This window comes from Streptomyces sp. Z423-1 (assembly GCF_013009255.1).
Classification (GTDB): Bacteria; Actinomycetota; Actinomycetes; order Streptomycetales; family Streptomycetaceae; genus Streptomyces; species Streptomyces gossypiisoli.
The window spans coordinates 8,611,996-8,624,881 of record NZ_CP053109.1; the positions used below are offsets into that span (position 1 = coordinate 8,611,996).

Sequence of the window (12,886 nt, forward strand, 5' to 3'; positions counted from 1 at the left end):
GCACACCCCTCCCCACCTCGCTCTTCCGCATCATCAAGGCCGGAACGGCAGATGTGACAGGAGTGGACGGGTGGACACTGTGCAGACGAGACCGCAAAGACCCGCGGGTGAAGTCGGGACTGCGAGCAGGTTGACGCGGCGGCGGGATGTCGCCGATCTGGTTGCCGAGGCCCGTGGTGGTGAGCTGCGGCGGACGATGGGGCTCGCACAGCTCACGCTGCTCAGCGTGGGCGCCACCCTCGGCACCGGGATCTTCGTCGTCCTCGGCCAGGCGGTGCCCGAGGCGGGCCCCGCCGTCGTGGTCTCCTTCGTACTCGCCGGGATCACGGCACTGTTCTCCGCCCTGTCCTACGCCGAGCTGGCGGGCATGATCCCGGGTGCCGGATCCTCGTACAGCTATGCCTACGCCACGCTCGGTGAGCTGGTCGCGTGGGTCTGCGGCTGGTGTCTGGTGCTGGAATACGGCGTCTCGGTCGCCGCCGTCGCGGTCGGCTGGGGCCAGTACGTGAACGAGCTGCTGGAGCTCACCGTCGGCTGGACGCTGCCGGAGTCGCTGGCCGCCCCGCCCGGCGCCGGCGGCGTGCTGAACATTCCGGCCGCCGCGATCGTCGTCCTCGCCATGGTGGTGCTGCTGCGCGGGGCCCGCGAGAGCGCTGTCGTCAACACGATCATGGTGGCGGTGAAGGTGGCCGCCCTGGTGATGTTCTGTGCCGTCGCCTTCACCGCGTTCCGCGCCGGGAACTTCCAGCCGCTGTTCCCGCTCGGCATGGCGGGTGTGAGCGCGGGCGCCGCCTCGCTGTTCTTCTCGTACATCGGCTTCGACGCCGCGTCGACGGCCGGTGAGGAGGCGAAGAACCCGCAGCGTGACCTGCCGCGCGCCATCCTCCTCTCCCTCGGGATGATCACCGCGCTGTACTGCGCGGTGGCGATCGCGGCGGTCGGTGCGATGCCGTGGCAGAAGTTCGCGGGTACCGAGGCCACTCTCAGCGAGGTGCTGGTCCGCTCGGTCGGCGGCGGCAACCTGTGGCCGATCCTGCTGTCCGTCGGCGCGGTCGTCGCCACCACGAGCGTCGTCCTCGCCGTGCAGTACGGGCAGACCCGCATCCTCTTCTCGATGGCGCGCGACGGGCTCGTGCCGCCGCTGTTCGCCAAGGTCCACCCGAAGACCGGGGTGCCCCGCGCCAACACGGTCATCGTGTCCGCGTTCATCATGGTGCTCGCCGCACTCGTGCCGCTCGGCGCGCTCGCCGACGCCACCAGCATCGGCACACTGTTCGCCTTCGCACTGGTCAACTGCGCCGTCCTGATCCTGCGCCGGCGCAGCCCGCAGGCATCACGCAGCTTCCGGGTACCGCTCGCGCCAGTGACGTGCGTGCTGGGCACGCTGTGCTGCGGCTATGTGATGTGGGGGCTCGGCGCCGACACCTGGATCGCGTTCGGCCTGTGGATGGCGGTCGGGTTCGTGATCTACGCGCTCTACGGCATCAAGCACTCCCGGCTGAACTGGCCCGCCCCGCAGCAGGAGACCGTCGTATGACCCCGCTGAACCCGACCGGAGACCTGGTGGATCTTGCCCGGGCCCTGGTGGACACGCCGTCCGAGAGCGGGGACGAGGCCGGTCTCGCCGGCGCCGTGGAGTCCGCCCTGCGCGCCTGCGCGCATCTGACGGTCGAACGCATCGGCAACTCGGTCGTGGCCCGCACCGACTCGGGCCGCGCCGAGCGGGTGGTCATCGGCGGCCACCTGGACACCGTCCCGGCCGCCGGGAACCTGCCGTCCCGGCTGAACGGAGGGCTGCTGTACGGGCTCGGGGCGTGCGACATGAAGGGCGGCGTCGCCGTCGCCCTGCGCCTCGCGGCCACCCTCACCGCGCCGGTACGCGACGTCACGTACGTGTTCTACGAGTGCGAGGAGATCTCCGGTGACCGCAACGGCCTGAACCGCATCGCCGCCGAACGCCCCGACCTGCTCAAGGGGGACCTCGCGATCCTCATGGAGCCGTCCGACGCGGGCGTCGAGGCGGGCTGCCAGGGCGTGCTGAACGCGGACATCACGGTGCGCGGCGAGCGCGCGCACACGGCCCGCTCCTGGATGGGCGTCAACGCCGCGCACCGAGCGGCCGCCGTGCTCCAGCGCCTCGACGACCACACCGCCGAGCGGATCGTCATCGACGGCCTGGAGTACCGCGAAGGGCTGAACGCGGTAGCCGTCCGCGCGGGCATCGCCGAGAACGTCGTCCCCGACACCTGTGTGATCGCGGTCAACCTGCGCTTCGCGCCCAGTCGTTCGGCCGGGCAGGCCGAGGCGTATCTGCGCGGACTCTTCCCCGAGTACGAGGTCGAGGTCACCGAGGTCGTGCCGGGCGCCCTGCCCGGGTTCGGACAGGGCCCGGTCGCCTCGCTCGTCGAGGTCCTGGGTGCGACCCCCCGCCCCAAGCTGGGCTGGACCGACGTCGCCCGCTTCGCCGCGCTCGGCACGCCCGCTCTCAACTACGGCCCGGGCGACCCGACCCTCGCGCACACCGCCGGGGAGTACGTGCCCGTAGCGCAGCTGCGGGAGTGCGAGGCCCGGCTCGCGGCCTGGCTGAGCGGCTGAACCGCACAGGGACGCATTGCGCCCGGCCAGTGGACGGGGTTCACTGGCCGGCGCGGTCGGCGCTCCGCAGGCCCGCGAGTGTTCGCAGCTGCAGCCACAGCACCAACCGCTCGTCCGGGTCGTCCAGGTCGATGCCGAGGTGCTGCTGCGCCTGCCTGAGGCGGTACCGGCAGGTGTTGGGATGCACGGCGAGCAGCTTCGCCGCCCGCGCCATGTCGCATCCGGCGTCCAACCAGCACACCAGGGTCCTGGCGTAGTCGGTGCCCTGCTCGGCGTCGTATGCCAGCACCTCCCGCCAGGCACCCGCCGTCAAATTCCGCTGCTTGCCGATGAGTTCACGCAACCGGAGCAGGATGACACGGGCGCGTACGTCGGTCACGGCCGCGACGTCCTCGTCCGGTCCGAGCACCCGCAGGACGAGGTCGGCGTCGTCCCGTGAGCCGCGCACGGCCGCCAGATCCGTGACCACGTCACCCAGCCCCGCCCGCACCGGCACCCGCAGTGCCTGACCCGCGCGCCGCACGATGTCCTCGACGAGCCGCTTGTGCCGCTCCCCACCGCTCCCCCAAGCTCTCGGCTCCGCTCGAGCAGGGGGTACCCCCATTCCGGCCACCGGCAGCAGCGCGTACACCCTGCCGTCCACCAGCACGCACGCGTGCCGCCCGTAGCGCGCCTCGCACTGGAGCCGTACGAGGTCCAGCAGCCGCAGCGCGGTCTGTTCCCCGTCGGGCGCGGACACCGCGCCGTCGAGGGTGAAGGCCGCGACACGGACCGGGGCGTCCGCGGCGAGGCCGAGGCGGTGCGCGGCGCCGGCGGGATCGGCGGTGCCGTCGAGGAGACGGCGCAGCAGGTCGCTGGTCACATGCCGGGACAGTTCCTCGCTGGCCCGGGCCCGCAGCAGGAGCAGGGCGGCCGTGGACGCGCTTTGGGCGAGCGCCTCCTCGGCATCGGGGCCGAGATGCCCGTCGTCGACGGCCCACACCGACCCCAGCGTCTCGCCGCCGGCGCGGATCGCGACGGCGAGCCGCGGCAGCTCGTCGCCGTCGAGTGCGGCGAGGCGTACGGGGCCGGGGGAGGCGAACAGGACGCGGTACTGCTCGGTGTTCTCGGGGCTGCTCGGCACCTGGCGGCCCAGGATGCCCTGCCGCCGGGCCTCGTCGACGGCCTGCCCGGGGACGGTGGAGTAGGCCAGGATCCGCTGGCGGGCGTCCTCGATGACGACCGCACCGCCCACGGCCGCGGCCACCGCGTTGGCCAGCGCGAACAGGTCCCCGAAGGCCGCCCCGCCGCCCGCCGGGCCGGGCCGGGAACTGATTGCGGACGCAAGCAGCAGATGGACGTGATGCCAGGCGGCATCCTCGTCGACGGCGAGCAGCGCGAGGCCGTGGGCCTTCGCCGCCGCAACCGTGCCGGGCTGCCCGTCCCTGTCCCGTACCACAAGCCCGGCCATCCCGGCCGCCGCGGCATCGCGGGCCAGCGACTCGACCTCACCCGCTCGCGCCCCGACCGCCAGCATCAAGGCGCCGGGCGCGCTGCGGGGAAACGGGGCCCCGGCGTCGTACAGGAGGACCTCCGAGACGTGTGCGGTGAGGCCGGCCGGGGCGGTGAGCACGCGGAACATGGGCTCGCCGAGAGTGTCGAGAAGCTCGTCGAGGGTGCAGGTGTCCATGGGCGGGGCGGTCTCTCCGGTGGGGAACGGTCACATGGGGACGATCGGCGTTTTATCGGAAGGTGCCGCTGACGGTCTTGGCCGATCGCAACAAAGGCATGGGGTCTCATTGTTCCTGATGACAATGGCCGACAGGTTGCGGCCTTGGAGACTCGAGGCATGACACCTGTGACGAGCTCCGCCGCCGGGTCCGGTGCGGCGGACGTAGGCACCCTCGCCGACGCCGCGGCCCGTACCGCCGGGGTCACGGTACGTATGGTGCGCGACGTGGCCGGTATCCGTGCCGTGGCCGACTTCTTCGCCGATGTGTGGCAGACGCCGCGCGCCACCCCGCCCTACCCCTCGGAGGTGCTGCACAGCCTGGTGCACGCCGGTGGCGCGGTCCACGCGGCGTACTCCGCCGGGTCGCCGGGCGAACGGCTGGTCGGGGCGGCGGTGGCGGTGTTCGGGCCACCCGCCCAGCGGGATGTGTACTCGTTCGTAGCCGCGGCGAGCGCGTCCGACCGGGGCGTCGGCTTCGCGGTCAAGCAGGCACAGCGGCTGTGGGCGCTGGGGCGGGGCGCCACCACCATGCGCTGGACCTTCGACCCGCTGGTCAGCCGCAACGCCCGCTTCAACCTGGACAAGCTGGGCGCCGTCGGCAGCGAGTACCTGGTCGACTTCTACGGGCCGATGAGCGACGGCGTGAACGACGGCGACGAGAGCGACCGGCTGACTGTCGTATGGGACCTGGCGGCCAGGACCACGCGGAAGGACGACCCCGCCGAGAGCCGCTCGGCCGCCGATGTCGTGCGCCGGGCACCGGACGGAGGCGCGCTCGCTCTGCGCGACGCGGACAGGCTGTGGTGCCGCGTGCCCGAGGACATCGTCGCGCTGCGCGCCGCCGACCCGGCGCTCGCGCTCGACTGGAGGCACGCCGTGCGCGGGGTTTTCACCGAGGCGTACGCCGAGGGCCTGCGCGCGACGGCCATGTCCCGCGACGGCTGGTACCTGCTGACCCGCCGCCCGTCCTCCGACCCCTCCGATCCCTCCAACCTCTCCGAATCCGCTTCCGAGGAGCAGGAATGAAGCTCGAACGCGTTGAACTGCTCCACGTCGCCATCCCGCTCGTCACCCCGTTCCGCACCTCCTTCGGGACGATGATCAGCAAGGACACCTTCCTGCTGCACGTGGTGACCGACGAGGCCGAGGGCTGGTCGGAGTTCGCCGCCGACCCGCAGCCGCTGTACTGCTCGGAATTCGTGGCCGGCGCCGAAATCGTCATCCGGGACTTCCTGCTGCCGCGCGTCGCAGCCCTGCCCGAGCTGACGACCGCGCTGGTCGCCCCTGTCCTGGCCTCCGTCAAGGGCCACGAGCTCGCCAAGGCCGCCCTGGAAACCGCCCTCCTGGACGCAGAACTACGCGCCTACGGGATGTCGTTCGCGACCTTTCTCGGCTCGGTCCACGAACGGGTGCCGGCCGGGGTCTCGGTCGGCATCAAGAACTCCGTGCCCGAACTGCTCGACGACGTCGAGCGGTACCTCGCCGAGGGCTACCTCCGCATCAAGCTGAAGATCGAGCCGGGCTGGGACGTCGAGCCGGTGCGCGCGGTACGCGAACGCTTCGGCGACGCACTCCCGCTGCAGGTCGACGCCAACACCGCCTACACGCTCGCCGACGCCGAACACTTGAGGAAGCTCGACGACTTCGGGCTGCTGCTGATCGAGGAGCCGCTGGAGGAGAACAACCTCCACGCCCATGCCCAGCTCCAGAAGCGTCTGGCCACCCCGGTCTGCCTCGACGAGTCGATCCACTCCGCGCGCGACGTGGCGTCCGCGATTGCGATGGAGGCCTGCCGGGTCGTCAACGTCAAACCGGCCCGCGTCGGCGGCTATCCGGAAGCCCGTCGCATCCACGACGTGGCCGCCGCACACGGCGTGCCCGTGTGGTGCGGCGGAATGCTGGAGACGGGCATCGGCCGCGCCCCCAACCTGGCGCTCGCCGCCCTCCCGGGCTTCACCCTCCCCGGTGACACCTCCGCCTCCAGCCGGTACTTCGCCGAGGACCTCACCGAACCATTCGTCCTCCAGGACGGCCACTTGCCCGTACCAACCGCCTCGGGCATCGGCGTGGCCCCCCTGCCGGACGCGCTCGCCCGGTTCACGACGGGGACTCGGGTGTTGTACGCGGGACGGAAGTGATCAAGCGGCGGCGGTGACGGCGGCGTGGCCGGGGCCGTGTGGCGGGTCGACGAAGACATGCTGATTCCGACGGCTCCCACGGCCCACGCACTCGGCCATGACAGTGGCCGGCACCCGTCGATGCTCAGCAATACGTCTGCGTCGCGGTACTGGAAGCGGGCGCGCGGCCCCGCCTGCCAGACCCGGATCTGTGTCCCGCGGGGTACGGCGGAGTGACTAGTAGGTTCTTCGTCTGCTGGTGGTACACGTGCGGCGCGTGGCTGACCAGTGCAAAGGCGCCTCGCGGTACTCAGAGGGGTGCGCTGGCCCGGGAATGGACTGCAATGAGTCGTCCTAGATCATGGGCAGCGGCCTGACGATGCGCGACATCAAGAGATGAGTCCCGCAACGACCGTCAGCCGAATGGCGATACCGAGGTACTGCGCCGAGGCGGCGGGAGTGGGTGGCTACCTGGTCCTGAACCGGTCCGAACGCACGAAGTCCAGGCCTTCGATGGTCTGTTTGCCGAGCGCCTCGTGTGCGGCGATGTGGCCATAGCCGGTCGCCATCTTGAAGCCCTTTCCGGAGAATCCGGTGGCACAGTAGACCCTGCTGTTCTCATCCAGCCAGCCGAGGAGGGGATGCCCGTCCTCGGTGAAAAGGTCGGGGAAGGCGTCGGAACGCACGATGGTGGGGGTCAGACCGGGAAAGAATTCGGTGACGATATCGGTGACCTTCTCGACTTCTTCCCTGGTGAGGTCCCTAGGCACGGAGTCCGGGTCGGGGGTTGCCCTTCCGCGTCCGTCCAGCGGTCCGTCCACCGATGCCTTGACCGTCACCCCGTCGACGGCGGGTGCGCCGTACATGGAGCGATCGTCGTACAGCCGGCTGAAGACGGGGAATCTCTCCGGCGAGAACTGTGTGCCGTCCTGGGCGATGAACCAGGTCAGGACGATCCGATGGGTTCCCGTAACGGCCTTGAGGTGGTCGGGCATGAGCCTTCGGGACCAGCCGCCCGAGGCGACGATGACCTTCTCGAACGTCCAGGTTCTGTCGCCCGAGGTGACGACCACGCCGTGTTCGGTTTCGGTGATGCTGTCCACGGGTGTTTTCTGAAGGACGGTGGCGCCGCCTGCCTGGGCCGCCGCGACGGCGGCGCTGACGGCGCGGTCGGTGCGCAGAACTCCGGCGCGGGGGTCATGGATGGCGCAGTCGTCGGGGCGGAGGTTGTGCTGGGGGTAGCGTTCCGCCATCTCCTCCCGACTGAGGACGCAGTGCTCGGCTCCGGTGATGCGCGTTGCCTCAAGGAGGCTGTTGATGAAGGTGCCGTTCGCCGTCCCGATGGACAGGCCCCCGGTAGGTATGAAGATGTCCTGCCCGGTTTCTGCTTCGAGCTCGGCCCACAGGCTGCGGGAACGCTCCAGGATGGGGTAGTAGTCGGGCTTCCCGAGGTAGACCATGCGGAACAGGCGGGTGTCCCCGCCCACGGCACTGCGGCCGTGGGCCGGGGTGGCGGCCTCGAAACCGACTACCGACTCCGACAGCCGGGACGCCTGCCACAGGGCCATGCTTCCGATGCTGCCCAGGCCGATGACTGCGAGTTGTGCGTCCATGAGAGCAGTTCCTTTTCGTCTACTCGTGAAGTCCGGCGAGCCTGCTGCCGAATCTGGCCAGGAGTGAGGTCTTGCTGGAACCCCTGCGCTCTTCCCACTGGTCGGCAATGCCGAAGAGCCGGTACATGGCGTGAACGCCCAGCCAGCGGATGGGTTCCGGTTCCCACTTCCGTGCCCGGTAGCCGACCCAGGGAAGGGTGGTCCGTTCGGTTTCCTTCTCGAAGGCGAGCTCGACGAGAGTTCTACCGCCGACGTAGGCCGACGTGACACCGTGTCCCGCGTAGCCGGTGGACGATCCGATCCCGGATGCCGGGTCCCAGTGCACGCCGCCGTTCCAGTCACGCGTGACGCCCAGGACTCCCGACCAGGCGTGGTCCACCTCGAAGGGGATGCCCGGGAAGAAGGAACCGAGCTTCTGCGAGATCAGGTCGATGGTGGACCGGGCGGTCGCACCGGCTCCCCCCGTGCCGGACGCGAAGCGGTAGGGGACACCGCGGCCCCCCATGGCGATACGGCCGTCCGACGTCCGCTGGGCGTAGATGAACGTGTGCGCGGAGTCGCTGAGGCACTGCAGCCTGTCCCAGCCGATCTGCTGCCATGCCTCCTCCGACAGGGGCTTGGTCACGATCAACGAGGAATTGACCGGGATCAGGCTCCGGCGCCCGAGCAACTGTCCCGAATAGCCTTCGGTGCAGATGAACGTCCTGGCCGCGGTGACACGTCCGTTGGCCAGGGTGAGGGTCCTGCCCGCGACACTGTCCACTCGGCTGCCCTCGTAGATCCTGACCCCCATGGAGGTCAGGATGTCGGCGAGACCGTAGACGAGCTTCGCGGGGTGGAACCGCGCGCAGTGCTTGTAGAAGAGCCCGCCGTGGACGGTGGAGATGTTGATCCGGCTTTGGAACTCGTCCCGGTCGAGCATGTGGACCTCGTCTTCGGTCAGCCCGTACTTCAGGTCGGCATCACGCCTGGTGACAAGCCGTCCCAGCCCCGCCTTCGTGTGGGCGGCGACGAGCGCGCCGGCCTTGTGCTGATCGGCATTGATGCCTTCGGCCTGGAGGATGTCCAGGACCGCGTCGACGCCGGCGACGAATTCCTGCTGCAGCGCCCGGCTCGCGTCCAGCCCTCCGCCGACGCGGGCGAAGGTGGCACGGTTTCCTGGCGGCATTGCCGAGAGCCAGCCACCGTTGCGTCCTGATGCGCCGTAGCCCACCTGTTCGGCCTCGAAGACGGCGACCGAGAGCGACGGTTCGAGCTTCTTGGCGAAGTACGCCGCCCACAGGCCGGTGTAGCCGCCGCCGACAATGGCCACGTCGACGGAGTCCTGGCCGGTGAAGCGGGGGAATGAGGGCCTCTTGTCGGCCAGTTGGGCCACCCAGAAGCCGAGCTCTCCGTTTCGGGGTGGTGCCGCAAGGGCGTTCATGTGCGTCCTTCTTCTGTGTCTGGGAACGGCGTCGGCCGGTGCTGGAAGGCGGTGCAGCTGCTGTCGACGGGGGAGGGTCGTCCCGGTGATGTACGAGGACTCCGACGATGCGAGAAGGAGGACGGCGTCGGCGATCTCCTCGGGGGTGTGGCCTGATGTCGAGGCTGTGCTCGGCGGCGAAGCCCGGCATACGGTCGATGTTGTCCTGCATCACGTCGGCCAGCACGATCGGCGCCGGGGTGTCATTCGCTCGACGAGGGTGTCGAGTGCCTGTTGGAGCCGGTTCACAGCTGCACTCCTCATGGATTGGTTCGCCGCTACAGCGCAGTGCAGATCATCTGGATCTCGACAGGGGCGTTGAGGGGGAGCCCGGCGACACCGATCGCGGTGCGGGCGTTGACGTCCGTTCTCGCCCAGCACCTCGATGAGCAGGTCACTGGCCGCGTCGGCGACCTGCGACTGCTCACCGAAGTCCGGCGTGCCGGCCAGGGAGACCAGCGTCTGCACGATCCGGCCCGGTCCAGATTGCCCACCGCCTGCACAGCGGCGGCGAGGCAGTTGAGCGCGGCAGGCGCGCGAGCTCCTCAGCGGTCTCCAGCTCCACGTCCCGGCCGACGACGCCCTGACCCAGCAGCTCACCATCCCTGAAAGGCAGTTGGCCCGAGATGTAGATGCCTGAGCCCACCGCCCGGTGGTGCACGAAGTACGCGTCGCCGACGAGGACGGGTAGCTCCAGTCCTCAGTTCTCCGCTCAGGCGTCAGGGGCGCGGGAGGCCGAAGAGGACCGGGAGGTCGGCGATGTCGGTAATCCGCTCGTAGCCGAGCCAGTGCTCGTCGTGCTCGAAGCCGCGGTCGACGTACACCTTGTTCTCGATGCCCATGATGGCCGCGGAGCGCAGGTCATACATCGGGCTCGCGGAGACGTGCACGAGTTCGTCGGGTGTCACGCCGAGCTTGTCGAACGCGTACTCGAACGCGCGGAGCCGCGGCTTGTAGACGCCCATCTCCTCGGCGCTGATGACGACTTCGAACGGGGCCTTGAGGTTCTCCGCGAGGCGCACGGCGTGCGCGGTGTCGCTGTTCGTGATGATGACCAGCGGGACTGCCTCGGCCAGGCGGTTCAGCGCCTCGGTGACACCGGGGTACGGGCCCCAGGTGGGGATGCGCTCGTATACCGCCCGCGCCTCGTCCTCGCGGTACTCGAGACCGACCTTGCGCAAGGCGCGTTCCATGGAACGAGCGACGACCTGGTGGAACGGCTGGTACGCGCCCGTGCACTCGTCGATCCGGTACGCCTTGCAGATCCGCAGGAATTCATCGGCGACCTCGGCCGGCAGCCGGTCCCCCAGGACCTCGCGCATGGCGTCGTTGATGCTGAACTTGATCAGCGTTCCGTTCATGTCGAACGTCACGAACTTGGGCTTGGCATCGAATCCCATGAGTCCTCCTAGTGCTTCAGCGGAGCGTCTTGGTCGATTGTCGACCCTCGTGCGGTCGATTGTCGACCAAATGGCTATCGACTGTCAACAACTTCATGGCAAGTCGGCGCTCGCTCGAACCGCTGTCTGTCCCTGCTCCCCGGTGCTTCCTTGCTCTGTGCTCGTGGCGGCGGTGCAGGGGTCGGCAGCCGGCGAGCCAGGACACTGTCCACTCGACAACCCGGCGGTGGCGGCCCAGCCGCTGCGAGGACTCGATGCCTTTGCGGGCGATGTGATGGCGGATGGGCGAAGAAGTCCGACAACAGTCAGCGTTCGGAGGCGCGAAGGTGCTGCGTCGCGCATCTGTCACCGCGACCCGTGAACGGCAAAACCGTCAGAGGTATAGTCGACAAACGACCAAGTGGTCGACAAGCACCGAGGAGGGCGACGGGGTGGACCACAAGTTCGAGTGGCAGGAGCAGCGGATGACGACGCCGGACGGCGTCTACCGCACACTGCGTGCTGCCATCCTCGATGGGACCGTACCTCCTGGTGGGCAGCTGCGCGAGGCGCACATCGCCGCGGATCTCGGGATCAGCCGGTCCCCGCTGCGTGAGGCGCTGACCAAGCTGGAGCAGGAAGGGCTCGTCGTAAAGATCCCCTACCGTGGGGCGTTCGTCGTAGAGGTGAGCGCTCGTGAGGTCGCCGAGATCGACTCGGTCCGGCTACTTGTCGAACCGTACGCCGCCGAGCTCTCGGCCGAAGCACTACGCGGTCCTGAGCGGCCTCAGTTGCTGCAAACCGTCGAGGATCTCCGCCGGGCAATGGAGAAGGACGACATCCCGGCCAGCATCGACGCGCACCTTCGCTTCCACAGGCTCTTCTACGATCTCTCGGGACACAGCATCCTGCAGAGTCTTTGGAACGGCTGGGAGACCAAGCTGCGCCTCTACCTCAGCGTCGATCACCGCACTTACAGCGACGACCCGCAGCAATTGGTCGTCGAGCACGAGAGGTTGGCCGCGGTTGCCCTGGAAGGCGACACCGACGCGTTCCGCCAGGAACTGGCTGCCCATTTCCCCATGGGGCTGCGAGCCCAGACGGGAGATCCAGGGGACCGCCTCCCCAACGCGATCTCGTAGCGGATCTTGAGTGAGGGTGGCCGGTCGTCGGCGCGGTGGAGGTGTAGGGGGGCGACGGGGCGTTTACAGCTGTGGGGTAGCTGCGCGGGCGGGTTCTTCCAGGAGACGGCGGGTCGCGGCGGCCTTCTGTCGTACGCGCGGCTTCTCCCGCGGCGCAGTCGGCGTCGACTCCGGTGTGCTCGATGATCGAGGTGTGCGGCCTCGGGCAGGACACCGGTGAAGCGCACGCCGGGGTTCGATGTCGCGTTCGGCCGTGGCCTTCCTCTGGAGAACCCTCGGCAGCTGGGTGTCGTCGGCAGGCGTGGATCTCCGGCTGCATGAAGGCAACCTCATTCAGCGGGGTGGACGCGAAGCGGTACAGCTCGGTGCGGCTGGTGCCGCCCAGGCAGGTCACCGTCATCACCGGTTCCACCCTCCGCTCGGACATCACCTGCCTGCGGGTCATCACGGCGATACCTGGCGCGGCCCCTATCCGGGCGAGGTAGGGGCGTCTTCCAGGACCGAGCGCACCGGCAGCACCACGGCGCTCCTGACCTGCCACAGCAGGTCGGCGCCCGTCGCCGTGGCTACGAGTCACGGTGGAAATCCGCAAAAGCTCCGGTCCGCCAGCAGCAGCAAGCCCGCCGGCAGGACTCCCGGCAGACGGCTGGCGAGTTTCTACTCGCTGACGAACCCGGCCGAACGCAGCATGGACCACTGTGCACTGGTCCAGCACTCCACCAGCGTCGGCACCCGGATCTTCCCGGCCCCGGATCGAGCGGCTGCGCGGAGTCCCGGGTGCCTCCCATTCCGTCCACGATGGGTCGGATTCCGTCCGGTCAGCGGCCCCGCACGCAATGACCGACTCGATCGCGCACCGTGACCAGG

At 69.4% G+C, this 12,886-nt stretch carries 10 protein-coding genes and 1 pseudogene; 6 read left to right on the plus strand and 5 right to left on the minus strand.

The annotated features are described in order from the left end of the window. The first annotated feature begins 70 nt into the window (after nucleotides 1-70). Nucleotides 71-1,537 (plus strand): amino acid permease, encoded by a 1,467-nt coding sequence (locus HJD23_RS39275; protein ID WP_171109319.1) that lies wholly within the window; start codon nucleotides 71-73, stop codon nucleotides 1,535-1,537. Next, nucleotides 1,534-2,595 carry a succinyl-diaminopimelate desuccinylase gene (gene dapE, locus HJD23_RS39280; RefSeq protein ID WP_171109318.1) on the plus strand — a complete coding sequence of 354 codons (1,062 nt, stop codon included), beginning with the start codon at nucleotides 1,534-1,536 and terminating at the stop codon, nucleotides 2,593-2,595. The genes HJD23_RS39275 and dapE overlap by 4 nt, the downstream gene beginning before the upstream one ends. Before the next feature lie 40 nt (nucleotides 2,596-2,635). Here the strand turns inward: dapE and HJD23_RS39285 are convergent, their stop codons facing one another. Then, the gene (locus HJD23_RS39285; protein WP_171109317.1) at nucleotides 2,636-4,264 is read right to left on the minus strand and encodes a helix-turn-helix domain-containing protein; all 1,629 of its coding nucleotides are present in this window, start codon (nucleotides 4,262-4,264) and stop codon (nucleotides 2,636-2,638) included. A gap of 159 nt (nucleotides 4,265-4,423) precedes the next feature. Here HJD23_RS39285 and HJD23_RS39290 point away from each other — a divergent pair, with 159 nt between their 5' ends. Both HJD23_RS39290 and menC read left to right on the plus strand, forming a co-directional pair. Continuing rightward, nucleotides 4,424-5,332, plus strand: a complete 909-nt coding sequence (locus HJD23_RS39290) for a chorismate synthase (RefSeq protein ID WP_232108319.1) — start codon at nucleotides 4,424-4,426, stop codon at nucleotides 5,330-5,332. Beyond that, nucleotides 5,329-6,444, plus strand: a complete 1,116-nt coding sequence (menC, locus tag HJD23_RS39295) for an o-succinylbenzoate synthase (protein ID WP_171109316.1) — start codon at nucleotides 5,329-5,331, stop codon at nucleotides 6,442-6,444. The genes HJD23_RS39290 and menC overlap by 4 nt, the downstream gene beginning before the upstream one ends. Before the next feature lie 446 nt (nucleotides 6,445-6,890). On the opposite strand, the gene solA is transcribed toward menC, so the two are convergent. The 4 genes and pseudogenes from solA to HJD23_RS44460 form a co-directional block, all read right to left on the minus strand. After that, complete coding sequence (gene solA, locus HJD23_RS39300; protein ID WP_171109315.1) at nucleotides 6,891-8,036, minus strand: N-methyl-L-tryptophan oxidase; 1,146 nt, start codon at nucleotides 8,034-8,036, stop codon at nucleotides 6,891-6,893. Between the two features lie 19 nt (nucleotides 8,037-8,055). Continuing rightward, nucleotides 8,056-9,459: an FAD-dependent oxidoreductase gene (locus HJD23_RS39305; RefSeq protein ID WP_197973802.1), complete on the minus strand. Its 1,404-nt coding sequence runs from the start codon at nucleotides 9,457-9,459 to the stop codon at nucleotides 8,056-8,058. Nucleotides 9,460-10,217: 758 nt separating this feature from the next. After that, nucleotides 10,218-10,898, minus strand: a complete 681-nt coding sequence (locus tag HJD23_RS39310; protein WP_171109314.1) for a haloacid dehalogenase type II — start codon at nucleotides 10,896-10,898, stop codon at nucleotides 10,218-10,220. Between the two features lie 190 nt (nucleotides 10,899-11,088). Further along, nucleotides 11,089-11,169, minus strand: a pseudogene (locus tag HJD23_RS44460) (IS5/IS1182 family transposase); the annotation flags it as partial. A gap of 160 nt (nucleotides 11,170-11,329) precedes the next feature. Between HJD23_RS44460 and HJD23_RS39315 the strand changes: the two are divergent. Then, entirely contained in the window at nucleotides 11,330-12,019 is a 690-nt protein-coding gene (locus HJD23_RS39315) for a GntR family transcriptional regulator (protein ID WP_171109313.1), read from the plus strand. A gap of 317 nt (nucleotides 12,020-12,336) precedes the next feature. Then, nucleotides 12,337-12,504 carry a hypothetical protein gene (locus HJD23_RS39320; protein ID WP_171109312.1) on the plus strand — a complete coding sequence of 56 codons (168 nt, stop codon included), beginning with the start codon at nucleotides 12,337-12,339 and terminating at the stop codon, nucleotides 12,502-12,504. Nucleotides 12,505-12,886: the final 382 nt, after the last annotated feature.